The organism is Candidatus Flexicrinis affinis (genome assembly GCA_016716525.1).
GTDB classification, from domain to species: Bacteria; Chloroflexota; Anaerolineae; order Aggregatilineales; family Phototrophicaceae; genus Flexicrinis; species Flexicrinis affinis.
This window is the reverse complement of record JADJWE010000007.1, coordinates 1-25,245: the sequence shown is the minus strand read 5'-3', so window position 1 is coordinate 25,245 and position 25,245 is coordinate 1. Positions and strand designations below refer to the sequence as shown.

22 protein-coding genes, 1 tRNA gene and 1 pseudogene are annotated in these 25,245 nt (G+C 60.0%); 14 read left to right on the top strand and 10 right to left on the bottom strand.

Annotated features, from left to right (window positions below):
• Nucleotides 1–2 precede the first annotated feature (2 nt).
• The 3 genes from IPM16_17680 to IPM16_17670 are packed head-to-tail and all read left to right on the top strand — an operon-like array spanning nt 3 to nt 2,376.
• Nucleotides 3–734, top strand: a complete 732-nt coding sequence (locus tag IPM16_17680; protein MBK9124929.1) for an endonuclease III — start codon at nt 3–5, stop codon at nt 732–734.
• Nucleotides 735–736: 2 nt separating this feature from the next.
• A complete protein-coding gene (locus tag IPM16_17675; GenBank protein MBK9124928.1) occupies nt 737–1,510 on the top strand; it encodes a PIG-L family deacetylase in 774 nt (257 codons plus the stop codon).
• Entirely contained in the window at nt 1,507–2,376 is an 870-nt protein-coding gene (locus IPM16_17670; protein MBK9124927.1) for a HAMP domain-containing histidine kinase, read from the top strand. Before IPM16_17675 ends, IPM16_17670 begins: the two co-directional genes overlap by 4 nt.
• A 4-nt stretch (nt 2,377–2,380) precedes the next feature.
• Here the strand turns inward: IPM16_17670 and IPM16_17665 are convergent, their stop codons facing one another.
• The gene (locus IPM16_17665; protein ID MBK9124926.1) at nt 2,381–3,508 is read right to left on the bottom strand and encodes a hypothetical protein; all 1,128 of its coding nucleotides are present in this window, start codon (nt 3,506–3,508) and stop codon (nt 2,381–2,383) included.
• A gap of 180 nt (nt 3,509–3,688) precedes the next feature.
• On the opposite strand from IPM16_17665, the gene IPM16_17660 reads away from it, so the two are divergent.
• Entirely contained in the window at nt 3,689–4,621 is a 933-nt protein-coding gene (locus tag IPM16_17660; protein ID MBK9124925.1) for a Stp1/IreP family PP2C-type Ser/Thr phosphatase, read from the top strand.
• 43 nt (nt 4,622–4,664) lie between these two features.
• Nucleotides 4,665–4,736 (top strand) — tRNA-Gln (locus IPM16_17655).
• Between the two features lie 794 nt (nt 4,737–5,530).
• Here IPM16_17655 and IPM16_17650 read toward each other — a convergent pair.
• The 3 genes and pseudogenes from IPM16_17650 to IPM16_17640 form a co-directional block, all read right to left on the bottom strand.
• A pseudogene (locus IPM16_17650) lies at nt 5,531–6,064 on the bottom strand (recombinase family protein).
• 386 nt (nt 6,065–6,450) lie between these two features.
• Nucleotides 6,451–7,389, bottom strand: coding sequence for a recombinase family protein (locus IPM16_17645; protein ID MBK9124924.1), 939 nt, complete (start codon nt 7,387–7,389; stop codon nt 6,451–6,453).
• Nucleotides 7,390–7,402: 13 nt separating this feature from the next.
• Nucleotides 7,403–7,618, bottom strand: a complete 216-nt coding sequence (locus tag IPM16_17640; GenBank protein MBK9124923.1) for a hypothetical protein — start codon at nt 7,616–7,618, stop codon at nt 7,403–7,405.
• A gap of 399 nt (nt 7,619–8,017) precedes the next feature.
• On the opposite strand from IPM16_17640, the gene IPM16_17635 reads away from it, so the two are divergent.
• The gene (locus IPM16_17635; protein ID MBK9124922.1) at nt 8,018–8,677 is read left to right on the top strand and encodes a response regulator transcription factor; all 660 of its coding nucleotides are present in this window, start codon (nt 8,018–8,020) and stop codon (nt 8,675–8,677) included.
• 21 nt (nt 8,678–8,698) lie between these two features.
• Here the strand turns inward: IPM16_17635 and IPM16_17630 are convergent, their stop codons facing one another.
• Entirely contained in the window at nt 8,699–11,497 is a 2,799-nt protein-coding gene (locus tag IPM16_17630; protein ID MBK9124921.1) for a tetratricopeptide repeat protein, read from the bottom strand.
• Nucleotides 11,498–11,617: 120 nt separating this feature from the next.
• Here IPM16_17630 and IPM16_17625 point away from each other — a divergent pair, with 120 nt between their 5' ends.
• The 3 genes from IPM16_17625 (at nt 11,618) to IPM16_17615 (ending at nt 15,709) form a co-directional block, all read left to right on the top strand.
• Nucleotides 11,618–12,346 (top strand): hypothetical protein, encoded by a 729-nt coding sequence (locus tag IPM16_17625; GenBank protein ID MBK9124920.1) that lies wholly within the window; start codon nt 11,618–11,620, stop codon nt 12,344–12,346.
• A 12-nt stretch (nt 12,347–12,358) separates the two neighbouring features.
• Entirely contained in the window at nt 12,359–12,748 is a 390-nt protein-coding gene (locus IPM16_17620; GenBank protein ID MBK9124919.1) for a hypothetical protein, read from the top strand.
• 210 nt (nt 12,749–12,958) lie between these two features.
• Entirely contained in the window at nt 12,959–15,709 is a 2,751-nt protein-coding gene (locus IPM16_17615) for an SBBP repeat-containing protein (protein ID MBK9124918.1), read from the top strand.
• 348 nt (nt 15,710–16,057) lie between these two features.
• On the opposite strand, the gene IPM16_17610 is transcribed toward IPM16_17615, so the two are convergent.
• The 3 genes from IPM16_17610 to IPM16_17600 form a co-directional block, all read right to left on the bottom strand.
• Nucleotides 16,058–16,306: a hypothetical protein gene (locus IPM16_17610; GenBank protein MBK9124917.1), complete on the bottom strand. Its 249-nt coding sequence runs from the start codon at nt 16,304–16,306 to the stop codon at nt 16,058–16,060.
• Nucleotides 16,307–16,371: 65 nt separating this feature from the next.
• The gene (locus tag IPM16_17605; GenBank protein ID MBK9124916.1) at nt 16,372–17,142 is read right to left on the bottom strand and encodes a hypothetical protein; all 771 of its coding nucleotides are present in this window, start codon (nt 17,140–17,142) and stop codon (nt 16,372–16,374) included.
• A gap of 85 nt (nt 17,143–17,227) precedes the next feature.
• Nucleotides 17,228–17,506: a hypothetical protein gene (locus IPM16_17600; GenBank protein ID MBK9124915.1), complete on the bottom strand. Its 279-nt coding sequence runs from the start codon at nt 17,504–17,506 to the stop codon at nt 17,228–17,230.
• A gap of 236 nt (nt 17,507–17,742) precedes the next feature.
• Between IPM16_17600 and IPM16_17595 the strand changes: the two genes are divergently transcribed.
• From IPM16_17595 to IPM16_17575, 5 genes are all read left to right on the top strand, one after another.
• Nucleotides 17,743–18,381: a response regulator transcription factor gene (locus IPM16_17595; protein MBK9124914.1), complete on the top strand. Its 639-nt coding sequence runs from the start codon at nt 17,743–17,745 to the stop codon at nt 18,379–18,381.
• A gap of 104 nt (nt 18,382–18,485) precedes the next feature.
• A complete protein-coding gene (locus tag IPM16_17590; protein MBK9124913.1) occupies nt 18,486–19,700 on the top strand; it encodes a hypothetical protein in 1,215 nt (404 codons plus the stop codon).
• A 12-nt stretch (nt 19,701–19,712) separates the two neighbouring features.
• On the top strand, nt 19,713–20,378 hold the full coding sequence (locus IPM16_17585; protein MBK9124912.1) for a hypothetical protein: 666 nt from the start codon (nt 19,713–19,715) through the stop codon (nt 20,376–20,378).
• An 11-nt stretch (nt 20,379–20,389) separates the two neighbouring features.
• A complete protein-coding gene (locus IPM16_17580; GenBank protein MBK9124911.1) occupies nt 20,390–22,744 on the top strand; it encodes a hypothetical protein in 2,355 nt (784 codons plus the stop codon).
• Nucleotides 22,744–24,096 carry a hypothetical protein gene (locus IPM16_17575; GenBank protein MBK9124910.1) on the top strand — a complete coding sequence of 451 codons (1,353 nt, stop codon included), beginning with the start codon at nt 22,744–22,746 and terminating at the stop codon, nt 24,094–24,096. The genes IPM16_17580 and IPM16_17575 overlap by 1 nt, the downstream gene beginning before the upstream one ends.
• 283 nt (nt 24,097–24,379) lie before the next feature.
• On the opposite strand, the gene IPM16_17570 is transcribed toward IPM16_17575, so the two are convergent.
• Both IPM16_17570 and IPM16_17565 read right to left on the bottom strand, forming a co-directional pair.
• On the bottom strand, nt 24,380–24,889 hold the full coding sequence (locus IPM16_17570; protein MBK9124909.1) for a DUF4411 family protein: 510 nt from the start codon (nt 24,887–24,889) through the stop codon (nt 24,380–24,382).
• The coding region (locus tag IPM16_17565) for a peptidase (protein MBK9124908.1) at nt 24,889–25,245 on the bottom strand (357 nt) is incomplete at its 5' end. The genes IPM16_17565 and IPM16_17570, both read right to left, overlap by 1 nt.

Genomic DNA, 25,245 nt, shown 5'->3' with positions numbered 1-25,245 from the left:
GCATGGCAGGACAGACAAGCGACGAGAAACGGCGCAAGGCGAAGGTCAAACCGGTGTTCGACGCGCTGCACAAGGTCTATGGCGACCTCGAATGGCAGCCCGGCGTCGACCCGATGGACGAACTGGTGAGCTGTATCCTGAGCCAGAACACCAACGACGCTAACCGCGACCGCGGGTTCTATGCGATGAAGGCTAAGTATCCGACGTGGCAGGACGTGGTCGACGCGCCGACGCCGGAGTTGGTGGACGTGCTGCGCCCGGCCGGGCTGAGTAACCAGAAGGCGCCGCGCATCCAGCGCGTATTGGAGCGCATCTACGACGAACGCGGCGCGTACAACATCGACCATTTGGCCGAGATGTCGCTCGATGAGGCGCGCGCGTACTTGACGTCGTTCGAAGGCATCGGGCCGAAAACCGCGGCCATCGTGCTTTGCTTCGCGTTCGGTCGTCCGTCGTTTCCGGTTGACACGCACGTTCACCGCGTCGGCCAGCGCATCGGACTGCTGCCCAACGGCATCACCGCCGACAAGGCCCACCCGGTTATGGAAAGCCTGTTCCCGGTCGAGTGGCATTATGCCGGCCACATTTACCTCATCCGGCACGGGCGCGACACGTGTACGGCGCGCGTTGCCCACTGCGAGCGCTGCCCGCTGACTGCCTACTGCGACCACTTCGCTGCCCTCGAACCGGCCAAGCCGAAGAAGGCCGCATCACCTAAACGTGGCAAATCCTGATAATGCACGTCGTCCTCTCGCCACACTCGGACGATGCACCGCTCAGCCTCGGCGGGCGAATCCACCAGTTGACCGCGTCCGGGCAGGAGGTCTTGATCGTCACGACCATGTGCGGCGATCCGCGCCCGCCGATCCCCGATACGCCTCTGATCCATGAGCTGCACGCGCGCTGGGACGTGGGCGAGGCGGCCAGCGTGGTGCGGCGGCGCGAGGATGAAGCGGCGGCGCGCGTCCTCGGCGCACGCATCGCGTTTCTCGATATCCCCGACTGCATTTACCGTGTCGATGCGGACGCGGCGGCCCTGTATGAGACAGGCGAGGCGATCTTCGGGCCGCTTCACGGTGCGGACCCGGCCCGCAGCGGGGTCCCGGCCGACCTGCTCGATAGGATCGGGCAGGCGACCGACATCTATGCGCCGCTTGCGGTCGGTAACCATGTCGACCATCAGGCGGTGAAGCAGTGGAGCCTGTCGATTGCAGCCCGCTTAAACGGGGTGCGCTTGTGGTTGTACGAGGATTACCCGTACAGCGAGTCGGCCGAAGCGGTCGATGCCGCGCTTGAGTCGACGACCGGCGCGCTGTCGCTCTTGCCGTTTCAACTCTCCGCGCAGGATATGCGTGCTAAGATGGATGCGATAGCGTGTTACACCTCTCAGATCAGCACGTTTTGGGCGTCGCTGGAGGACATGGAGGCGCGCATTACAGCCTACTTCACCCGCGGCGGCACGCGGCCTCCGCACGAGCGGTGCTGGGCATACGAAGGGTATTGGGGATGAGTGTCGATCTCAAGAAAGCGCGCGACCACCTGACGGCTATCATGCAGTCGGCCCGTTCCGGCGGGACGGTCGATGTGGGGCAGCTCGAAGTGCTCGGGCGGATGTTGGACGCGGTCGAAGCCGAGCGCACGCGTGCGGCGATCGGGACCGATCTGCGCTCGATGATGACCGAAAACGCGGACTTCTGGAAGACGGCTATCCACGAGCTGCGCACGCCGATGACCAGCATTCGCGGCTACTCGGACATGCTGGCCAAACCCGAAATGGGCGGCGCCCTGAGCGAGATGCAGCTCAAGCTGCTGGGCGTGGTGCGCGCCAACTCGCGGCGGATGGAACTGCTGCTGGCCGATTTCAGCGTGCTGAACAAACTGCGCAGCGGCGTGCTGCCGATCAAGCCCAAGCTCGACACGGTCAAGAACGTCGCCATGATGGTCGAGAAGCGGGTCGAGCCGGCGATCGAAGAACTCGGCCGGTCGTTCAAGGCGGATGTTCCGAGCGGGCTGCCGATGCTGCAAACCGACGGCGAACACCTGTCGATGGCGCTCGCCAAGCTGGTCGAGAACGGCCTGCGCTATTCGCCGGCGGAGGGCGGCAAGGTCGAACTGACCGCTGCTGCCGAAAACGCCGCGCTTCACATTATCATCAGCGACAACGGCATCGGCATGAACGAGGCGGAAGTGGCACAGTTGGGCCAGCCGTACTTCCGGGCCGATAACGAAGTCGTGCGGTCCTACAAGGGAAGCGGCCTCGGCGTGGCGATCGCATACAGCCTGCTGGCGGCGCTGGGCGGTTCCATCCGCGTGACGAGCACGCCGGGTAAGGGTACACGCTGGACGGTACAGATGCCGGCGATGGGCGTGCGCTAGACGGCTAGGGGATCACCCGGGCGTTCAACATCGCGTTGACGGCCAGCAGCACCCGGCGCAGTTCGTCCTCGATGTCGGGCGTGATGTCGTCGATGATGAGGGCTTCGCGCAGCACGTCGCGCGCCTCGCGGATCGAGTCCTGTCCCTGCCGCAGCTTCTTCAGCCCCTGCCGGACGTGATCGCGGGCGGCGCGGCACGCGGGCGTGTTTTCACCGTGCGGCGTATCCCAGCCATGCAGCGAAGCCGTCTTGTTGAGTTCGACGATCAGGTCGTCGACCGTATCGTACTCCATAGCCGCACCGCGCTGAATCACCTGCTGAACCGCCGGACTCAGGCTGGGCTCGACGCCGAAATCGAGCACAAGGATGTCTTTGTAGCGTGCTTCGACTTCCGCCATGCTGCTCGGCGTAGCGCGCAGGCCGCCGGTGATCGCCGAGATGCCGGTGAATACGGGATAAAGGATGCCCACGCAGAAGTTGTGAATGTCGGCCTTGAATTGCTGTGCGTCGGCGGACGCGCCGTTCAACGCGCGCGAGCTGTTGAGGTCGATCACGTGCAGGCGCGCACCGTCCCAATACACGTGTTCAAGCTTGTGATCGAGATAGACCACGCGGTTCTGATGCGCCACCTGTAGAAACTGGGCGAACTGCATCGCCAGTGCGATACCCTCTTCGGTCGGCAAACGCCAGCGCGTCCCCGGCTGATTGGGCTTCATGACGTACAGCAGGTTGTTGTGGCGCGGCAGCATGTCCAGCGCCAAGTACGGGCGCCAGCCTTCGGCGGCGTACTTCGCGGCGGCGTCGGTAAACTCGGCCACGTCGATTCCGAACGACGCGATCTGACCTTTGACGGGCAGCTCGGTCGAAGATTCGATATAGCCGCAGTCGTGCATGCGAACCAGCGACGGACTGGCGGCGAGGCGCTGCAAGAGCGCCGCCTCGTTGTGAAACGCCTTGAATTCCCACTTCATGTCGCCGTCACGGTTCACGTGCTCCGAGCGCATGACCTTGAACGCGACCGTCTTGTTGCCACGCCGGTCACCAGCAGCGACGACGCGCGCGTAATGGCCGAGCGCGTAAGTGTCGATGGTGTCTTCCAGCCGGTACAAATCGGTCAGGGGCGCAGTTGTCATCGTCTGTCGACCGGTTTGGGATAAACTTGGGTTAATGGGAGAAGGTTAGCACGTTTGACCCCGACCGGACAGGGTGCCCTGACTTTCAGCCGGTACATGCCAATTGCATAGACCATCAACGTTGCCGCCATAGACAACTGGTATACAATTAGGTGCAGTCGCTCAGTGAAGGATCGCTCCATGACGGATCTGCAGCCGCACGTTGCTTTGGCGTGCGACGCCCAGTCGAATACGGGTCGCGTACGTGAAAACAACGAGGATTCGGTCCTGTTGTGGGCGCGGCACGATATTGCCCTTGCGGTGGTGGCCGATGGCATGGGCGGGGCAGTCGCAGGCGAAGAAGCGAGCCGTATCGCCGTGCAGACGATCTATCAGGCGCTCCTGCCGACCGAGCTGCAACCCTCCGCGCCGGCGCACGTCGTCGACCCGATCGTCGTCGGCGACAAATTGAAGGACGTCATCGCGCAGGCCAACCGCGCTATCGTGCGTCAATCCGACCTGCATCCGCACCTGCGCGGGATGGGGACGACCGTGACGTCGGCGTTTGTACACGGCACGCGCGCAGTCATCGGCCATGTCGGTGACAGCCGCGCCTATCTAGTACAGGGCGATACCGGTCACATTGAACAGATTACCGTGGACCACAGCTTCGTCGAAGCGATGGTGCTTGCCGGTCACATCACGCGGGCTGAGGCAGAAGACCATCCGATGCGCAACATCCTGTATCGCGCGCTCGGGCAGTCGATGGATATGGACGTCGACCTGTACGAAGTGGCGCTGGATGTCGGAGATCGGCTGATTCTGTGCTCGGACGGGCTGACGCTGCACGTCCATCCGGAGGAAATCGCGGAAGCATCGCTCGAGGAGAGCGGCCCCGAAACGATTGCAAAGCAGTTGATCCTTCTGGCCAATGAGCGCGGCGGAAAAGACAACGTCAGCGTGGTGGTAATTGCCGTATTGCCAGCCGAAAACGGCACGGGCGAACAGAATTCCAAGGTGGTGATGCGCGGACGACAACACACTGGCCCGTGGGTCGGCAGCGGCGTGTCGGTCGCCGATTTGGATCCTGAACAGTATTCCGGCGACGGACGCGACCCACTGTCCTCATCGTAAGGGTTTTCCCGCCGTGGAGCGTATGCTATACTAATCTCACAAATGGGGAGTCGCCAAGTGGTAAGGCAGCGGACTTTGGATCCGCCATTCGTTGGTTCGAATCCAGCCTCCCCAGACAGAGTGGACGTGACTCGAACATTGTTCGGGGGAAACGCCGGGTAACAACTCTCCGGCGTTTTTGGTTGCCTTTCGCCCACGCTTCACCGTTTTCTCAATGCGCGGTTTATCACGCTTGATGTCGTCTACCAGTGTAGTGAGGTAGCCGAACGGTGTACGTAGTTCCAAGCTTACCTGACCGTCATCATCCACGATGACTCTTTCAACTACTTGACGCAGCAATTCTTTCTGACTGCTGCGTTCAAGCCGATTATACAGCGTTCCTATCTTTGCGATAATTTCCAGCGCCAAGTCCAGGTTATCGACATGAACCTGCTGCTCCTGCTGCATCGTTTCGAGCGTGCGTTGAATAGTCTGTCGACGATCCTGCCATTCCGCCCACATTCCTTCCCAAATCTCGTCTGAGATCCTGCCCGCCGCATACAACCGGGCTGCCCGCGCTTCCTCGTCATTGACCTGTTTCAATGCGAATTGCAGGTGGCTGCGCCGATCAGGGCGCGACGATCCCATGTACTTTTGAATGTCTTCGGTGTAGCTGGCACGGATGAGCGGAATCAGCGATGGCTCAACTTGGATCAGGCGGATTTCGTGTTGAACCGCTGCATCTATCACGGAACACAGGATGCTTGCTTCTCCTGCGCCTGCAACCCGATAGTAAGGTGTACCGCCGCCTCGTCGCCCAGCGTTGGAAGTCGAGCCGGTCATTCGACGGAGCATCCCACTCGGTTGACGGTAGAAAATCAATCCGGTGAGCAGATAGAACTGCTTGCTGCGCACGGTGCGATGTGCGTTTCGCCTTGCCAGGATATCCTGTGCCCGTTCAAATTCCTCCGTCGTTACGATTGGTTCCCAGTTGCCACGCACGGTCTTGGGCAATACGCCGTTCTTCAAACTGACGACCCAGCCCGCATACGTCCAGTTATGGAAGATGTTGCAGAGTGAGCTGATATTCGCCTTGCGCTTTCCTGCCGATGTCATTTCAACGAAGGGTCTGCCCGTGCGGTGACGATAGCCACGTTCGTGAAGGGTTTCGGCAATTTCCCGCACCGACATCGTGTCTTCCAGCAGCAGGTCCCACGCTTCGCGGACGATTCGACCGCGTTCAGGATCCAGCTCGATCCAACTGTCCCAACGCCCAAGGTTACTGCGCTTCTGGGGGTCGGTGCGCGCAGTGACGTTCCTATACCCATCGGGCGCAAGGCTGATGTAGCCGCCGCTCTTGCGCTTCGCCTGTTGTCCACCGCGCGAACGGATGCCGAGCAAGGCCGACTCGCGCCGTGCCAGCGTGAATGAAAGGGCGACCAGCACCCGGTCGTCGGGATCCATCGGATCAAGATCGGGGGAGTTGGCAAATCGCACCCCGACTCCGAATTCGTTCAGTTCGTCGATAGCGCGCAGCGCTTCCGTGTCATTTCGTCCGAAGCGATCTGCTCGCTCAACGATGACGTGCGAGAACTTACCTGCACGGGCATCTGCGAGAAGCTGCTGATAGCCGACCCGGTTGGGTGTCTTGCCCGTCAGTACGTCCACATATTCGTTGATCACGGGCAAATCGGAATGCGCCAGCACATTTCCATCGATTATCGAGCGCTGGCGTGCTCGCGACAGCTCTGGTTTCTGATTGTCCTCGCTGCTGGTGCGGAGATAGATCGCCCAGCCCGGCTGAGGTGGAACGGATGGTGACTTCCTGCTTCCATAGTTACTCATGACAGCTACTTGTCCAGTTCATCGTGCTGGAGCCGCTCGAGAATGGCTAGACCTGCCTCGAACTCCTCCGTTGAAACAAGCGGCTCCCAATTACCCTGGATGGTCTTGGGTGCGATACCGTCGCAGTCGCTTACGACCCAACCGGCATATGTCCAGTCAGTAAAGGCGCGCATCAGTTGGTCGATCGCTGGCCGCCGTCCGCCTTTTTGTCCTACCCAGACGAATGGCTTGCCTGTACGAAGGGAGTAGCCTTTCGCGTGCAGCGCCTCCGCGATCTCGTTCAAAGACAAGCGTCTCGTCAGAAGCAGCGCCCAAGCCTCTCGCCAGATATGCGCTCGTTCTGGATCAGGTTCGATCCAGTGGCTGATGCGTCCCATGTCGCTGCGTTTGTCGAATTCGGTTTGGCCGCGAACGTTGAGATAGCCGTCCGGGGCGCGCCCAGCATAACCGCCGCTCTCGCGCTTCGCTTTCAAGCCACCCTTCACCCGCAAACCCATCAGCGCCGACTCACGTCGGGCAAGCGCGAAGGTGAGCATGACCAGCACCCGGTCATCCGGGGCCATCGGGTCCAAATCAGGCGCATTGGCAAAGCGCACCGCAATCCCATATTCATGCAGTTCATCAATCGCTCGCAGTGCTTCAGTATCATCCCGTCCGAACCGATCAGCGCGCTCGACGACCACATGCGAGAACTTGCCAGCACGGGCATCAGCAAGCATTTCCTGATAGGCTTTGCGGCGCGGGTCTTTGCCCGTGAGCACGTCAATGTACTCCCTATGGACTGGCAGATCGGATGAGTCCAGAAAGCTCATCTGGATCATGGTACGCTGCCGTTCTCGCGAGAGTTCCGGCTTCTGGTTCTCGTCGCTGCTTGTTCTCAAATAGATGGCCCATCCGGGTCGGGGTGGGGACGGTGCTTGTCTCTTCTTTCTATTCGTAGCCATCGATCTGCCGCTCCTAGACTGTATGTGGCTTCGATTGTTCTTCACGATACTGCAACTTGCCCCGAAGCGGATTTCCAGCGCAGTTTTCTGTGATTTCTTCTTCGGAATCGCATGGGTATTGGACGACGGCCAGAATTCGCGCGACGCGGAGTACCCGCTTGATCATCACGTCGGGAGATTCAATGAGTCCTGAAGTCTGCAGTCTTGTTGTTGAATACATGTTGTTCATGCAGGACCTCCTGAACTTCCCCGATATCGCGCCAGATCATCGTTGAGTACCTGAGACAGCCGGAAGGCGACTTGGGTCGAAGCGTACGTCATGCATTCCATGAAATTTCCCCCCGGCGACTCGACTTGGTACCAGCGTAACCCACCATTTGGGGTACGAAATGCAACTTTTTGACAATCGATCATCACAGATTTGCACGCTGCAAATCTGTGTCTATCGAATGCGAAAAACTTGCAACGCGACCTCGAGAAACCGACAGAAAATCTTGAGATAGCGGTCTTCTCAAGAATCTTTGAGAACTCGTTGAGAACAGACGGCCATTTGGCGGCATAGAATGGCGACTGCAACCCCTTGACGCGTGGCTTGAAGGGGCGGAGTCCAAACAGGGAGTAGCAGCCGATGCGACCGATCAGACTGGCTTTCATTTCGACCAACGCGCTTACGCGCAGCGGTATTCATCAGATCATGGCCAGGTCAGAGCCGTCGATTGACGTGGTTTGCACCGTGTCAGATTTTCCGGCTGCTCATCTGTATCTCGACGACCACCCGGTCGATGTGATCCTGATTGATGAGTCGCTGCCGAGGCACACGAATCTCCTGCTTGAAGTGCAGTCGCTCTGTTTCGAGCACTTCGGAGTCGCCGTGATCCTCATCCTGCAGCGGCCTACCGTCAGTCAGGTCTTGAAGTTGCTTCAAGTGCACGGCGTTCGCGGAATCCTGCAGAGGAATGACGATCTGGAGAGCTATCTCGCCCAGGCGATTATCCTGGGCAAGCAGCGCGGCACCTATCTGTCACCGGGGATCTCAGAATTCATCGATTCGCAGCGCCGCTTGCCGACTGGAGTGTCTCAACGTGACATTGATGTGCTCAGACTGCTGGCAGATGGCCTGGACGCGAAGGAAATCGCGTCACACATCGGAGTGAGAAGCCACACGGTGTATCGGATTCTCCAGTCGCTGAGGGCTCTGTTCAATGTGCAGAGCAATACACACCTGATAGCGACCGCACACCAGAGCGGGCTGCTGGATACGCAGGGCGTTGAGCAGGCGAGCAGTTGATGTCCGCCAACGGGATACTGGCTATTGGCCGATGCCTTGGTCAAATCCGATCCGCCGGTCATAGATCAGCGCGGTGACGTCCGACCATCTCAGTGACCGTCCAACCTGCCAATTCGCGTTCCAATCTGCGTGCTTGTTTGCCCGCAGAGCCGTCGTCACCTCATCGTACTCTGCGCGGTCGATCAGCGACAACGGCAGGCCGTGAGTTACACGCGACTGATCTGCAAATCCATAGAGCTGCACGGCCAGCTTCACGTGACCCTGATCGGCGAAGTGAGCAGCAAATTCTTCCAGCGCTGCGGTCAACGCATTGTTGTCCCCGCGCTTGTGGCTGAGGGTCAACGCGCGATCGAGGTAGTCAAACGCCGACTCGACATCCCTCTCCAGGCGGTAGAGCTTTCCAAAGGCGATGTAGACCCACGGAGTCATGGGCGGGAAGTTCAAATCTTTGCAGAGGCGCAGGGCTTCTTCACACCAGTGCCGCGCCTGCGCCGGGTTTCCCAGAAACAACGCGCTGCGTCCGAGGCCGACCAGCGGCCAGACGCTCAGATTGACCAGCCCCAGCTCCCGGCATAGCGCCAGACAGTTCGACAACTTCTGCACGGCTGCGTCGACATCCGCCGTATACAGCGCGATCCAGCCGTCGCAGGCAAGCGCCAGCGCCGAACTCAGCAGATCCCCGGATTGCCGATGCAGTTCCAGGCTTCTATCGATATGCTTCTGCGCTTCAGAGTAATTTCCGTGCAGCAATTCCGCCCAGCTCAGGCCGGTCAACGCCCACGCCGTCCCTTGGCTGTAGTTGAGCGACTGCCAGAGGGACAGCATCTCCTGATAGTATTCCCGTGCCTTTAGCGCATCTCCCTGATAGGTCGCTACCATGCCCAGATTGTTGAGGGCGAAAGCGATGCCTGACGGGTTCTGGTTGTCATGTGCAACGCGCAACGCTTGTTCAGAAAGCTCGCGCCCTTCGACAAAATCACCCTGATTGATAAGCGCCGAGGCCAGGACCAACAGTGCGCTCGAAACACCGGCGGCATCGCCAGACGCTTCGTACAAGCGAAGGCTCTCTCTATAGAGGCTCTGAACGATCTGATACTCGCCAAGCCAATCCGCGAGCGCAGCAGCGCAATACAGGGCACGGGCGCGCAAAGGAGTGGTGAGATGCTGTGTGGCGTCGAGCGCATCAAAGAGCCACTGCTTCCCCTCACGCAGCATGCCCATATGCTGCCAAAGCTCATACATGCCGACCGCGAGGCGCAGCGCCGTCTCACCGGCCCTGTTTGTGAGCGCCCACCGCAGCGCAGCGCGGAAGTTGCCCACATCACGAGCAAGCCACCCCATGCGTTGGTCGGGCGGAACGTGATTCGTCTGTTCCAGCAGCCCCACGTAGTAGTCTGCGTGACGACGGCCTAGTTCCTCTGTTTCGCGCCGGCCGAGCAGCTGACCGGCGAACTCACGAAACGAACCCAACATCGTATAGCGTGTTTCGCCGTAGACGTCATCCGATTGCGAGGTCAGCAGACTCTTGTCTTGGAGGGACAGAAGCTTTTGTGGAACACGCGCAGCTTGATTGGCGTCGCTGGCGCATACGGCCGCAGCTGTGGAGGGCGAAAAGCTCCCGTTGAAGATGCTGAGGGCGACAAAGAGCTTGCGTTCTTGCGTGTCAAGCAGTTGGTAACTCCAGTCGATTGCCGCCCGCAGTGTCTGATGGCGTGGCGGGAGATTGGACTGTCCGTCAACGAGTACTGATAGTTGGCTGTCCAGCTTTGCCAGCAGCTCCTGCGGTGCAAACCGTTTGCTTTGGACGGCGGCCAGTTCTATGGCCAGCGGCAGTCCGTCTAGCCGGTCACACAGTTGCTGAACGATCGCGACGTTGTCGGCGGTGATTTCAAAGTAGGGGTGTACCGCTTGCGCCCGATCAACGAAGAGCTGCACTGCTTCGCTCAACGCGACGTTTTCGTCACCGGCAATGTCGGGATCGGAAGCCAGTGAAAGCGGGGGCACTTCGAAATTGTGCTCACCGTAAAGGTTCAGTTTCTCCTGGCTCGTCACCAGAACTTTCACACTCGATGCAGCTTTGAGAATCTCGAGAATGTGCTCTGCGGCTGAGTGAACGCGCTCGAAATTATCGAGAATGAGCAACAAGTCCTTATCGCGCAAATGCCGCTTGAGGGACGACAGCACGTCCTCGCCGAGTTTCTCTCGAATTCCGAATGTGCGCGCAATGGTGCCCACGACAAGATCGGCCGTATCGATCGTTTCGAGGGCAATGAAGTGAATTCCATCAGCGAAGAACTGATCATTCGCCAGGTGTTCAGCGACCTCAAGCGAAAGCCGCGTCTTGCCGATGCCGCCAGGCCCCGTGAGCGAGATCAGGCGTATGTCGCGCTTCCGAAGCATCCTCTCCAACAATCCGCGTTCTCGTTCGCGACCAATGAATGACGTCAGGGCAGCGGGTAGAAGACTGCGGCGGTCCGGTTGTCTTGCCGCCGCAAACTGAGGATGCACCTCTGAGTCGGCTTGCTCAACCCACTTGTATCCCACCCTCGGCAGGGTCATGATGTACTGTGGATCCCCTGTGCCGACACCGAGTTTCTTTCGCAGCTGTCCCACGAAGGAATGTAGATAGTTACTCTCTTTCCCGTAACCGTCACCCCAAACGGTCTGCAACAGGAACTCGTGTGACAGCGGTTGATTCTTGTGCTCAATCAAGACACGAAGCAGATTCCATTCGGTACGACTGAGTCGGATTATCTCCCCGCCTTTGTGCACCTCAAGCGAATTCAGATCAATTCTGAGTACAGGTTGGCTTGGATTCATTCCGATGCTCCTTATGCGATCGGCGTGAATTTTGAGAAATCTTTGAGGTTATTTTGAGAGTGAATGCGAACTATATTGCTTAGAATGGTGCTATGCGAATTTACCGCGCGGGGGCGCAAAATGCACCAGAACAGAATCACACTCATCGTCTGGAGCATGCTGTTCGTCCTCGCGGGCTTAGGGAACCCGACACACGCTCAGTCAGTTCCACCCGGGCAAGGGGATTGTCCTCCGGGCGTCATCTCCACAACCTTCGATGCACCACCGGCCGGCAAGGCGAACTTCAGGACAATACGGCTCGATGAAGACTGCCGTCCAGTCGTTGGCCCGGTCATCACCGTACCTCTAGACCAGCTGCCGACCATTGCCTTGAGCACGCAATCCCGTCAAACGGTCTTGGAGCCTTCTACGGCAGGAGAGCAGGCGAACGCTCGCGGGACTGCGACGTACTACGCGGAGCAAGCTGTTCATGACATCGTCAACATCACGTTGAACAAGGTGTATAGCTCGATCAGCTTCACATACAACAGCACTCAAATCGTGAGCTACAGCGCGGGCGGCGGAACGCTGTCGCACCGCGAGAACAAACCGCCGTCCTGCGGCAAAGGCTGGAAGCTCAAAGTTCAGAACAATATGCAGATTTCGGGCGGTGTCGGCCTGCCATGGGTGGGGTTCCTTCAATCCGGCGAATTCAAGTACAAGGGCCTCTTCGACTGCAGCGGGACGATCTACTACAACAAGCTGCAGAACTACCCCACCGTTTACGCAAACGGCACTGGAAGCTGTCGATTCACGCAGGAATACCGGACGTGGAGCTTGTTGTGGTACTGGACAATGGCTTGTTACTAGAGGGAGGCGGCAATGCCCAAGAGTCGAGCATCTCTATTTGCAGTTGCTGGCGGGTTGATGCAGATCGCTCTGGCGATCAGTATCCTGTTCCTTCCAGTGTTCGCCACATGCCTGCCGCAGGGTCAGGACATGGTCTGTAACCGGCAGTCGTATATCCAACAGGGCGGCAGCCCGGTGGGGTATGTCTTTCTGGCCTTGATGGTTGTTGCGGGCATCATGGCGCTGGTCAGTACGCGCATCGACAATGCCGCGCTTGCGCGTCGTTTGCTTTGGCTCGCGGTGCTCTTTACAGTGGGCATGGCCATCGTCGGGGCGTGGGGTTTTGGTCTGCTGTTCGTGCCGGGGGGATTGCTCCTGCTGCTCGCTGCGACGTTAAGGCCGATGGCAGCCGCAACCGCGTGACCTCCTAATGGGGTTAATTGCAGCGGGGAATTCGGCTTCGTTGCTCGACTACGATTTGTGCTGCTGAACGATCGAAGCTCCGCTGCCCGTGAGCTACTGCAAATGAAGAGCTCAGGGTATCGCCCAATCTGTGTGCGGACAGGTGGCCATATTCACAAAGTATTTCCAAGTAGTATATTGAAGGGGTATCCGCGTACGAGGACGTCGACCGTGGCTGTTCGCACAAAGACCGCGACAATCCTGATTCTTGCCTTAGCCTTCATGGGTTCGATAAGCGCAGCGTCCGCAGCCGGGTCCATCACGGCGCCGGTCAATACAATCGGGGACGAACTGACCGTCGCGCAGATGGACCTTGCCGCGGTATTCGAAGAGAACCGGGGTCAGGTGAAGTCCGACGCGCGATACATCACGCGCGCAGGCGCCCTCAATCTTTCGTTCACCGAAACCGGCGTTGGTTTCGGAGTGCTGACCGGGATCACCGACGACGAGTCACCCGCGTGCGATTGTCCGTACTCCACGTTGCCCAGAGGCACCGTCCACACCTACGGGTTGTCGCTCACATTCGCCGGCGCACGGCCAGATACCCAATTGGCCGGCGAACTGGAGACGGGTGGAATCACCAGTTACTTCAAAGGCCAACCGGATGAGTGGGTCACTGGCGTGCCGAACTACTCACGCCTGCGCTACGCCGCGCTTTACGATGGTATCGACGCCGTGTTCTACACCACGGCGGCGCGCCTCCAGTACGATTTCATCGTCGCCCCAAACGCGGACCCGTCTCAGATCCGACTGCGCTTCGACCCGGTCGACTCCATCCACATCGACGAGTCGGGCGACCTGATTCTCTCGTTCGGTGACGACTCGCTCGCCATGAACGCGCCCTTCACGTACCAGCTTATCGACGGAAACCAACAAGTCGTCGCGAGCCGGTTCGTGATCGACGGCGACGACGTCGTCTTCGAAGTTGGCGATTATGACCGCACACGTGAACTCGTGATTGATCCGGTGATCGAATACGTCGGGTTCTTGGGTGGGCTCAACGTAGACCGAGCCAACGACGTGACGGTCGACCAGTATGGACACGTCTACATTGTCGGCAGCACGTCGAGCAACGATGGGAGTTTTCCCTATGTCGGCGGTCCGCTAGGCACCCCTGCCGGTGGGACTACCTTCGTCGCCAAGCTCACTCTTTCAGGGACGGGGTTCGAGTATATCGCGTTCATCGGCGGGTCAAGCGAAGGGTCCGGTATCGTTGTAGATAGTTCCGGCAGCGCGTATGTTGCAGGCACAGTCAATTCAGGCTATGCCTTCCCTGGCGTCGTCGGGCCAGATCTCACTGCAAACGGTATGGAGGATGCCTTCGTTGCCAAGATCAACCCGGAGGGTACGGCGTTGGTATTTGCCGGCTTTATCGGTGGTCAGATCTGGGACTACGGCTATGACGTCGCAATCGACAGCGACCTGAACGTGTACGTAACGGGCTACACAGTGTCGGTGTATCGCGGCTTTCCAAATGTTGTCGGCCCGTACTTTGCACCAGTTAATCCCGGATCTTCAGGTCACCTAGCATTTATCACAAAGGTAGTCGCCTCGGGGGAGTCGCTCGCGTATTCGGGATACCTCGGCGGCATCGATGATTCTTGGGGCAGAGGGGTCGCGGTCGATCTGGACGGCAGTGCCTACGTAGTGGGCAATGCGTATGGTGATTGGGACCCGCCGGGCGTGCCGGTATTCAGTCCTGATCCTACTGTTGGCAACAACTCAGGAGACGTGGCATTCGTCGCCAAAGTAAACCCGGAAGGAACTGGACTGGAGTACCTTGCCTTTCTGGATGGGATTGCGTGGGATGTCGTGGTCGATGCTGACGAGCACGTATACTTCGTTGGCAGTGTCTACGATCGCTATCCCCCACACACCTTTCCAGCTTCGGTAGGACCTAAGCTGATTCTCGACAATCAATACGACGGGTTTATCGCTAAGCTCCACCCGTCCGGTACCTCGTTCATCTACGGCGGGTACATCGGGGGTCCAAGAGGAGAGTATGCCTATGGCGTTGCAGTTGATTCGTCTGGTATCGCATACGTCACCGGGGTAACCTTAAGCGGCGGTTCACAGTATCCAGTGAAAGGCGGACCCTACTCTTCTGGCAACGGGGCCGGCGACATATGGGTCGTCAAGGTGAAGGCCGACGGAACCGGCTTGCTGTCGGCGGGCTATTATGGCGAAGAAAACCGTGACGAAGGCGAAGGAATTGCGGTGGATGGCCAAGGCAACATTTACATCGTCGGCCATACGGTGTCTCGGTATCTCGAAACGTTCGGACCATGGCCCTATCTGACCTTCAACGGCGGGACGTATGACGCCGTAATCCTCAAGATTGTGCCGAATCTACCACCGCTGGAGCTCATGAACGGCGGCTTCGAGACCGAAGGCATTGACCCGAATTCGGCGGACGGGTGGATCGGAAAGGGATTGCTCGCCAAAGATCGCCGGCGCTGCACATCACCGTCAAAAGTGATCGGCACGGTTGAAGGCGACTGCATCTTCGAATTCAGCAGCGGCCTGCCGACTACCGTCAGCCGCAAAATCCAGCAGAAGATCCCAATGTCGGGGTGGAGCGAAACAGGCGAGAAGGTGCATCTCGTAATTCACGCTTCGGCAAAGAATCTCTCTGACGGCGCGAAGATCGTCCTCAAGTCCAAGTATGCAACCGGGCAGTCAAAGAAGACCGTCGTCGCAATCCCGACCGGAACGTACGACTACGCTCCAATTCATGTTGAGGCACCATTGAAACACTCTATGGACAAGGTCGTCTTGGTACTCGGCGCCTACACCGCTTCCGGCCGGCTTCGAGTAGATGACCTAACGCTCGAGATCGTGGCGCCCACCAGCGAACGCGAGCTGCTGCCTGTTCCGCCCCCGGTCTCCGGTGTTGACACGTTCCGGCGTACGGCTCCGTGATCTGCGCGGCACGGCAGAGTTGATCGGCGACCAGCCGCCGGCGTTTGTCTCTTGGAGGAAGAGTCCCCCTTGACCGACTCGAGGATCCGCTGCCCGTGGTGTGTGGGCGATCCGTTGTACGAGGCCTACCGCGACACCGAGTGGGGCCAACCCTGTCAGAACGGCTGACAGAAGCCGAAGTCTGATCACGGTCGTAGGGTTCAGTTTGGCTGCTCTTGCGATGCGCGGGTGACGCTGGAAGCTACCGCGCCCTCAGGTCGAATCGACATGCCGATGCGTCGACGTCGGCATCAAGCCCGGTTCGTTTCGTCTCAGTCTAGAGCGTCTCGGGCCGGCTTCGTTGCTCGACTACGATTTGTGCTGCTGAACGATCGAAGCTCCGCGTGGCGTAAGTTCGTACTCGTCATGACTTGGATTCACAGCCGGAAAGCGCGTAATCAATCCTTCCTTCTCGAGAAACCTCAGATCGGCAATCAGATCCGTACCCAGCTCAACGTCGTACTTTGGCAACCTAATGGCAATTCCGTACCAGCCGGCACGTGGTTTTAAGGACAAGATGTCCAGAATTGCCAAGTGAATTGGCTTAAGGTCATTCATGAGTGGTGGAACTCCGAAGTCACTTCGCACTGGGGTGGTTACCGTTGCCCACCCGCGCAAGCCGATTAGGTCGACTCAGCCACCGGCCAGAAGCCGACACCGGTGACCTTGTGGCGCTGGAGCGATTGGACCAGTTGCTGTGACGCCAACAGCGGTTGATAAGCGCTTGCACCGCCTCCCGCCGGGCCAAACGTCTGCCGCGTTCGGACCAGATTCGCGGTCGGAGGCTCCTTCAGGCCCGGGAACATCCCGCGCATGGTAAACGCATATTTGGTCTGGCCACACTCGGGACACGGCGTGCCGGTTTCAGGGTTCACGTCGACGTCCACGTACTCGTCGACGGCGAGCTGAACCACGGTGGTCAGGAGTTTGCCCCCGGCGCTCAGAACTTCGCGTTTCCTAACTCCCAAGGGTTCGAAGGCCCTTTGCCATACGTCGGGCTTGACGAAGAATTCGTCACCAACCCAGTTGACCTGAAAGACATCGGTCTTTCCCCACTTCGGTTCGCCTTTGAGCCGGAAGGGGGCTTTCTGCACTTTGCCGACACCACATCTGGCGCAGTAGTTAGAGAGATCGTAGGTGATGTCCTCGTAACCGTTCTCTGGCTGAGGGTATCCTTTCGCACGGTGTGCAAACATGAACACGTATGCCGCATTCTGAATCTCTTCGGGCGTGAATTCCGTCCAAGCGAAAACGACAGCTCTATGGCGACGTGCCCACTCCCGTATCTCGGGCCAGTGAACATTGGCCTCATCGACTTCGAAAGCACCCACTCCGAGATCGACGGACACGCCGAGGCGGGCCAACTCCCGTTGATCTTTGGTGTCTGCGTTCACTCCAACACGATGTACGATCCGCATAGTTTAGTTTAGCCCCAAGGCGTCTAGGATTTCGGGATAGGTCTGCTGCATCCGCCCACCCTCACCAAGTCTTCTCAGCATAGGCCAGCGGAAACCAGATGCCACGCTTCAGCGGATTGCCCATATTGGGCCGCACATGGTCTGCGTCCAGCGTCGAAACGTCCACATCCTCTATGACAGATAGTACAGGGGGAATCGGCTTCTCCGTGAAGACCTTGTCTTGCAGCAAGTCCAGTGCGTCCTCGTAGCTGAACGCAGTTACGCCGCAGCCAAGCCCCGTCCCAATCGCGCGGCTATTCGGATGCTGATCGAATTTGATCCAGTATCTACGCAAGCTCATGGTCAAACTCCTCGCATCGCTGAAGGCATCAGACAAGGCAAACCTTGTCCCCGATTCTGCTCCTGAATAGCCTCAGGGTATTTGCCATATTCGTCGGTGCTCATCACGCTTAGTCTACAGTCTCGTGATTTTCACATCGATGCAAATCTTTGTGCATCAAATGTCACAGCGTGACATCGCGCGCGGAATGACCTGCGATATGCTGAGAGCACAGCCTATCATTCGAGGGTAAAACGATGTCAGCGCGAATCCTGGTCGCAGACAGCAACAGCCTGAGCGTCATCGGCGCGGAAACCGTTCTTCTGCGGCGAGCCCAAACAACACTCAGCAGGGCCGAAAACGGCAGCGATCTGATCGCGAAAGCCACGTCGGAGCAGCCCCATATCATCCTCCTGGGGGATCGCTTCGATCCGCTCATCGACACGCTGGCGCTGGTCGAGCAACTTCGACACGCTGTGCCACCTGCGCACATCATCGTCATGGGAACACTGAGCGACGGACTGCTGATCCGCGACCTGCTCGCGGCCGGGGCGAAAGGCTACCTGATGGTCGGCGACGATCTGAATATCTGTCTGCCTGTGGCCGTCGATATGGCACTGCGGGGGTGGCCATACCTCTCGCCAACCGCGAACGCCGAGTACCTGACCGCGATGCAGTCCCCGCTGCGCGACTGGAAGCTCGACGCGGAAGCCCGCGCCGTGCTGCGGCTACTCGCGCAAGGCTTGCATGTCAGCGACATCGCCCGGCAGATGGACGTGCCGCTGCGGCGCATCTATTGGGTGCGCCAGAAGCTGCGCCGGCGCTTCGGTGTCCAGACCAACGAGCACCTGATCAGCATGGCCATTCAGGAAGGCTTCGCATTCCCGTCCAACTGACATCGTGACGTTGGCAAAATCGCCAACGCAAGACTGTAATTCTCGTCAGATTGAGATCGCCGCGGTTGCTACGCTGAGATGCAGGAATCTCGGCGGAGGCGAACATGCGGCGATTACTGGTGTTGACGGCTGTATGCCTGATGGCATGGAGCGTAGCGGCCTACTTTGTCGTTGAGCGACATGTCAAGGCCAGTGAGCCGCTGCCCACGCTGATGGTGCTGCCGTCACTGACTTCATCCCAGACGGCTACACAGACCGCCACGGCAACCCGAACACCGACGCCGTCAGCGACATGGACGGCGACCGCGACGCTTACGCACACCGCGACGTCCACTTCAACGACGACTCCCACGCTTTCGACACGCGTGCTTGAAGTCCATGCGGTCGTGCCCGGCGTGTTCGTCCCGCCGACACCCACGGGACTTCCAGCTGGGACGATCTTGCTGCCAGCTCCCCCACAGCCGTTCGAGCCGCTGCCGGATGCAACCGATCAGGCGCCGCCTTACACCGGATGGATCAGCTACGAGTCGGATCATCCGGCCATACGCTACAGCACGCCGTGGGAGCGCCGACAGCAGGCCGGTGCCAGCCGCGGTCAGTATCACCGCTCAGACGAACCGAACAGCGCCGTCAGCATGGTGTTCGACGGCGAGGGACTGCGGATCCGGTATGTCGCGGCGCGCAACATGGGCGTGTTCGACGTGATTGTCGACGGAACGATCATCGATACGGTCGATGCCTATTCGCCTGAGCTCGCATTTCCCGGCTCACCGGTGTACAGCCTCGGCGCAGGACCGCACGTTCTCACGCTGCGGAGCGCCGGCGAGCACAATCCGGACAGCGAACGTTCAGCAATCGCGCTGGACGCCGTGCAGGTGTATCGCGCTGAACTCAACACGATCATCGGCGCGCCGCCATTTGTGCCACCGCCGACCGACGAGCCGCGCGACGTTGCACGCATTGAGCTCGTGTCGGCCCCGCCGATGGCTCTGCCGATCACCACGCCCATGCCGCCTGCACAGATGATTATCTCCGTGGTCATTGCCTACGACGAGAACGGTAACCGCGCCGTCGATCCGGCGGAAGGCGTGGCTGGCATCCCCGTGCGCGTGGTCGAAACCGGCACCAATCGGGTGATCGCGCAGGCGTTCACAGACGTCAGCGGCTACGCGCAGATCCAGTTCGTAGCTGATACGCCGGTACGGGTCGTGGTGCCGTATTTCGGCAAAGTGTGGTCGGTGCCGAACGGCCGGCGCGGCGGAAACGTTCGCTTCACGCATCTACTTGCACCTGGCAACCAGCCGGGGCTGATTCCGTAGGAAGGAACGCGAATGTCGCGCATGCTGCGTTTCCTGACCGCGGCAGTGGCCGTCGTCTCTGCGATCTTGGCCTGCGGGACGGCGGTCCTGCAGACACCGTACTATGTCTGTCCGACTCCCGTGCCGACGGCCGTCATCCCGCAGCCGACCCCGCTCCCCGGCACGCCGCTGCCGCTGCCAACACTGCTTCCGCTGCCGCCGACGCCGTACGTAATCACACCGCCTCAGGACTTCTATGCCGGCGATGCCGTGTTCGTCGGGCAGTCCGGCGCGCCCCTGCGGCTGCGCTTCCGTTTGCTCGACGTGGCGTCAGTGCCCGCTGAGCCGATCAGCGGCGAGCCGCGCAGCTTGTACACGTGGCAGCTTGAGATCGCCAATCTGGGCAGCGCGGTATACGAAACGGTCCCGGTCGCGCTGATGACGATCACGCGTATCGACACCTTCAGCGGACCGTTGATCGGGACGTGGCCGACCTCACAGGCGGCAATGCAGGCCGCCGGCTACTGGAACGAGAACTACGCCGCACTCGAGCCCGGCAACTCGCGGATCTACCGGTTGGCCGCGTTCGGACCTGCCGGGAGTCTGCACCAGCTTACGTACTCGCTGGACGGCGGCGCGAACCGGATCACCTGGGTCAACGCTTCTAACCCGTTTTGCAGCGGCGATGTCGCCGATTAGAGGGAAACCCAATGCCTGATTTCGCGCGCATGCTCGACGAGTTGTTGTACAGCATTATCGTGCTGATCGCCGGGATTCACTGGAACCTGCAAGAAGCCCTGATTATGGCGGGCTACACGGTAAAACTGGTCAACCAGTGGCTGATTGATCACGTATTCGCGCCGGTGATCGCGCAGACGAACGGAAGCCTCGGCGTGGCGGTCGGCTACGTGTTCATCGCGGCGATGCTGGTCCTCGGCATCACCTACATGCTGGCATCGTTCATCCGGCTGGATGTCGTCAGTCCACGCAGCGCACTGATCTGGTACGTCGCCGGCGCGCTGTTCTTCAGCATCGGGCCAAGTTTCTATCAGGGTCTCAATGACTTCCGGCTGAACATCGGTCAAGTCATGTACGTGAGCGTGCTCAATGGGATGGGCGCCAACGCCGGCGATTTCTCGTCCCTAGCGCAGGTCAACTCCAACGACCTCGGCTTGGGCAGTCTGTGTGATCAGTTCGACGTCTATCTGCCCGGCGCGACCGGACCGGGACCGATCGACGGGCTGGATATCGCGATAGCCTACCTGCGCGGCCACGCTCAGGATGTCATGGGCTATCCGCAGCCGGTCTTCTCACCGGGCTGCGGCATTTACTTCCAGAACCCGAATCCGTCGACCTGGGCAGGTGTTGGTGGAACCTCGGTCGTGCCAATGGACTGGAACTTCGACGGCGGCTACTTCGACCACACCGTCGCGCCGATTACTTGGGACGGCGTCGATGGTGCGGTACGTGCCACGGCGGTGTCGATGGCGGGATCGTCGCAGCAGCGCGCCTTGAGCGCTTGGCCGCTGCTGCTGTTCGCGCTGGTCGAGCAGATCGTGCATCTGCTGATCACGATCGCGATGGGGATCACCTTCGTCTCGTTCGGACTGGCGATCCTCTTCGCCTTCTTCAAACGTACCGAAAGCATCGCCCACAACATGATCAACCAGTGGATCGAGCTGATCGTGCAGACCGCGATCATCGCCTTGATTCAGGCGCTGGTGATCGGCTTCTTCCTCGCAGGCGCAGCGACCGGCAGCGCGACCGGGATCATCGGCATCGGCCTGATCTGCCTGGTGTTCATCGCCATCACGTTGTGGTCGGGCGTCAAAGCCGTCTGGAACAGCTTCAACCGGCTGTTCAACGCGATGGGCCAGGCGACCGGTCGGGTGTTCATGACGCCGGGCATGGTCACATCGGCGGCGGTGACCGGTACGGCGGGCGCTGCACTGGGGACGGCATCGGCGGCGGCCAGTGTCGGATCGAACGCGCTGGCAGGCATGAGCGCGCTGCACAGCGGGGCGACGGCGGCGCAGGCAGCAGGCCTGATGTTCGGCGGAAGCAGTGTTCTGACGGGCGCGGCGCGAACCCTGACGCATCTGCCGGGTCTTCGCAACACGGCGCTCGGCAGCGCGGCAGAGCAGTTCAGCGAAGGCGCAGCCACGCGGCGGGTAGCCGACAACTTGCCGGTCATCGGGCGCATCGCAGGGCCGCTGATCGGCGCGCTGCTGCTGAGCGACCGCGATCCGGACCACGCCGTTTATGACGAGCGGGGCCGCATGCTCGCGCGTCCGATGCTGGTGCCAGCGGTCGGCGAAGCGCTGGCAAGCTGGACCGTACCGGGAGGCAGCGGCGCCGCTAAATCGACAGAGAGGGACGAGGGTACCGGTGAACCACCATCGCCGCGCCGAACCGGCATGTTCACGCCTGCCGAGCCACAACGGGAGGCGGTCGAGCGCCAGACCTATGCCGACGACATGCGCGGCGAAGAGTTGGAAACGCACCTGACCGAACGTCTCGGGCAGCTGCAAGTCACCGGCAGGGACAACATCGCCGGCGTGATGGGGGACGTGATGCGGTTGCTGGGCGGTCACGGCGCGTTGGGCGTCGATACCTTGAGCGTCGGGCTGGCGATCGCGCAGGCGCTTGGCGTGAAGCCGACGGAGGACCGGCCGCCAGTGCGCGACGATCTTTCGCGTTTCGGCGTGTTCATCGATCAGGCCGCGCGGCTTGGCCTCTCGCCGCAGCAGACCGAGCATGTGGCACGGGAGATCAACCAGACGCCGGATCGCCGCCTGACGGACGAGTCCCGGTCGCAGTTGATCCAGCAGATCGTGAGCGCCGGCGCGTCGCGAGACGAGGCCGAGCGCGAGGTGACGCGGCTGGAAGTCACCGCCCGGCTGCTGCCGAATACACTGACCGCGCACGGGCTGGTCAACGTCCCGCCGCAGATTGACGTGACCGTGAACGCGCCGACACCCGAAGGCGGAACGGCGTACTCAGTGACGACACCTAGAGATTCGGCTCAGGGTGATAGCGACAAGGTAGTTGGGGGCAACGGCTGATGGAGACGGTGCGCTATCACACCGTGGACGAACTCCAGACGTTGAGCCTGAGCGAATTGCAGGCGCTTTGGGAGCTGGTGCCGACCGAGCGACAGCGCGCATACAAGGCGGCCTACGAGCGCGAGGTCCGCACGGCCGGCGCGGTCGGCTCGGACCAGCTTGAGCGCAAAGTGGCCGGCGAACTGCTCCAGCGCTACGCGACATCGGCGCTGATCCCGATCGGCTCGCGCTGGGCGAGAACACCGGGACGCGTGCAGGATGCCGCCCGGCAGAACGTCGTGTTGGACGCGCCGGAAGACGAAGCGAACGCCGCATCCGGCAAGCCGTCACGCGCGGTCGTCATGTGTATCGGCGTGGCGGCGCTGCTGTTCGTCGTGATGCTGGTCTCGCGGCTCGGCGGTGGATCGCCGTCCGTCGTCGCTGACCTGCCGTCGACCGAAACGTTGACGCCGGCGCCTGCGATCAGCCCGACGCCGACACCGCTGGCGCTTGAGTCGCAGGACGACGTGATTCAAGGCAGCGACGGCGGCCGCGAAGTCGCTTATCCGGTCAGTTTGCAGGTGATCCTGCCTGACGACTCCGCGCCGCGGTTGTGGGTGGTGCAGCGCCGCCGCGTGCAGGCGTCCGAGTGGCGCTACGACGACAACCCGGACACCGCGTCGTTCGTCAGCGGCATGTCGGTACGGCCGGTGATCGGCATCCCGTGGTCGGACGAGAACGCCGCGTATTTCGATCAGATCGGCGACGGCACGCATTTCCAGCTCACGATGAACACCGGCGCGATCCTGACCTACGACTTTGACGACAAGCGCGCGGTACGGCGCAGCGAAACCGACATCTTCCGGCAGGTGAGCCCGGGACTGGTGCTGTTGTTAATCGGCGAGACGGACGCGGAAGGCCTGCCCACTGCGACACGCACTCTGATCATGGCCGCTTATCCGCCGGAGCAAGAACTGGGCCGCACCGGTGAGCTGATTGGAGGTGCCGCGCCGTCAATTGTCGCGGACCGTCCATCGCTGTCGCAGCCGACCGCAACGCCTGCGCCGGACACGGTCTCCGGTTTGGACGTCCAGATCATCCGTGTGACGACACAGACAGGGCGGCTCACGACCCGGTTTCGCCTGTACAACGGCGGGTCATCGCCGATCCCGATCACGCCGGACGACATCTGGCTGGCGCTCGGCTATGTCGAGAATCCGCCCGGGCCGCGAACGCCGGCGGAGGGGATGGAAGCATTTACGCTACTGCCCGGTCAGGCAGCGGATGTGGAGTTGGTGTGGCTGTGGTCGGGCGAGCCGTATGGGAGTTTTGGTGTCGGTAAATACCGGATTGCAGTTCAGGTAACACAATAACGCCATCGTCGTTATCTCGGACAGCGTGATGTCTGCTTTATCCAAATCGGACGCCAAGCAGCGTAGGTCATGTGTGTCCTTCACGCGCCATCGCGCCGACAAGCGCTTCGCGTGCTGGAAGAAGGATAACGTTCGCCTGAGTAAGCGCAAGCTGGGCGAGAATGTCGGCCCAATCCGGCAGGTCGCTTCGGAAGCCCTTGTAGCCGGCTGCGATGTCAAACGGACGCGTGCCGACATAGCGGACTGCGATAGTGCAACGACGTTCAGGCTCGATCGACGTTGTTTATGGTTTTTTGTTCCAACCCGTCGTAAAACCTAGAATCCTAGTCAGTTGATTGGGGTGTATACATTCCACGCCAACATCTGTACATATATCGGGAATTCGTCGGTTCTTACCTTGTTTCTTCGGCGCACGGCTCTCGAATGTAACCACAGTTCGATTAGCAGGATCAGCAAGTGCATACGCGATCAGGAATGGGTCGCGTCCCACTTGCTCCCAATCATCTTCACTAAGATCGTTTCCGTAGCAGTCCCGGACTACGTGCACGTCTTTGACATTGGCACTCTCGTCTAGCAAGAGATCAACCTGCGTATTTTTCGCCGAGATCCAATCTAGGAGCGGGTCGCCGGACTTACGTCCTGCTTGTACTTCATCGAAATTCACCCGTAGGATTTTGACGTCCCCTCGTCTACCGACGTAGCAAAACCACTCCCAAATTTCTGGGAATTGATCAATCGGCCAATAGTCTTTGTGCCCTTGGATGAATACATTGGCGTCCAGAAGGTACAACACTATCGACGCTCCTGAAAGTCAAGGAGCGGAGCGATATTTCGAGGCTGAACGCCGAGAATCATCCCCGCCTTCGTGGGAGAGATATTGCCTTCATTCAAGGCGCGATCAACCAAATCAAGCACCGCATGACCAAGGCGATGCCGACGTACGACATAGTAACTCGGTCCGCCTTTTGACTGTGTTTCTTGCTCGTCCTTCGCCCGCGGCTTAACCTTGTACGCGGCAAGCCGGTTCTGTATCACATCCCAACGAGACTTTGAGATGAAATTGGCCTTATAGAGCCGGTACGCAACCATGGATTGACTGACGTTGAAGGCCCTAGATGCAGCATAAATCTGCGCCAGCGCCTCATCGAT

Coding starts and splice junctions, on each gene's coding strand:
- IPM16_17680 (MBK9124929.1), top strand. CDS start 3: ATGGCAGGACAGACAAGCGACGAGAAACGGCGCAAGGCGAAGGTCAAA.
- IPM16_17675 (MBK9124928.1), top strand. CDS start 737: ATGCACGTCGTCCTCTCGCCACACTCGGACGATGCACCGCTCAGCCTC.
- IPM16_17670 (MBK9124927.1), top strand. CDS start 1,507: ATGAGTGTCGATCTCAAGAAAGCGCGCGACCACCTGACGGCTATCATG.
- IPM16_17665 (MBK9124926.1), bottom strand. CDS start 3,508: ATGACAACTGCGCCCCTGACCGATTTGTACCGGCTGGAAGACACCATC.
- IPM16_17660 (MBK9124925.1), top strand. CDS start 3,689: ATGACGGATCTGCAGCCGCACGTTGCTTTGGCGTGCGACGCCCAGTCG.
- IPM16_17645 (MBK9124924.1), bottom strand. CDS start 7,389: ATGGCTACGAATAGAAAGAAGAGACAAGCACCGTCCCCACCCCGACCC.
- IPM16_17640 (MBK9124923.1), bottom strand. CDS start 7,618: ATGAACAACATGTATTCAACAACAAGACTGCAGACTTCAGGACTCATT.
- IPM16_17635 (MBK9124922.1), top strand. CDS start 8,018: ATGCGACCGATCAGACTGGCTTTCATTTCGACCAACGCGCTTACGCGC.
- IPM16_17630 (MBK9124921.1), bottom strand. CDS start 11,497: ATGAATCCAAGCCAACCTGTACTCAGAATTGATCTGAATTCGCTTGAG.
- IPM16_17625 (MBK9124920.1), top strand. CDS start 11,618: ATGCACCAGAACAGAATCACACTCATCGTCTGGAGCATGCTGTTCGTC.
- IPM16_17620 (MBK9124919.1), top strand. CDS start 12,359: ATGCCCAAGAGTCGAGCATCTCTATTTGCAGTTGCTGGCGGGTTGATG.
- IPM16_17610 (MBK9124917.1), bottom strand. CDS start 16,306: ATGAATGACCTTAAGCCAATTCACTTGGCAATTCTGGACATCTTGTCC.
- IPM16_17600 (MBK9124915.1), bottom strand. CDS start 17,506: ATGAGCTTGCGTAGATACTGGATCAAATTCGATCAGCATCCGAATAGC.
- IPM16_17595 (MBK9124914.1), top strand. CDS start 17,743: ATGTCAGCGCGAATCCTGGTCGCAGACAGCAACAGCCTGAGCGTCATC.
- IPM16_17590 (MBK9124913.1), top strand. CDS start 18,486: ATGCGGCGATTACTGGTGTTGACGGCTGTATGCCTGATGGCATGGAGC.
- IPM16_17585 (MBK9124912.1), top strand. CDS start 19,713: ATGTCGCGCATGCTGCGTTTCCTGACCGCGGCAGTGGCCGTCGTCTCT.
- IPM16_17580 (MBK9124911.1), top strand. CDS start 20,390: ATGCCTGATTTCGCGCGCATGCTCGACGAGTTGTTGTACAGCATTATC.
- IPM16_17575 (MBK9124910.1), top strand. CDS start 22,744: ATGGAGACGGTGCGCTATCACACCGTGGACGAACTCCAGACGTTGAGC.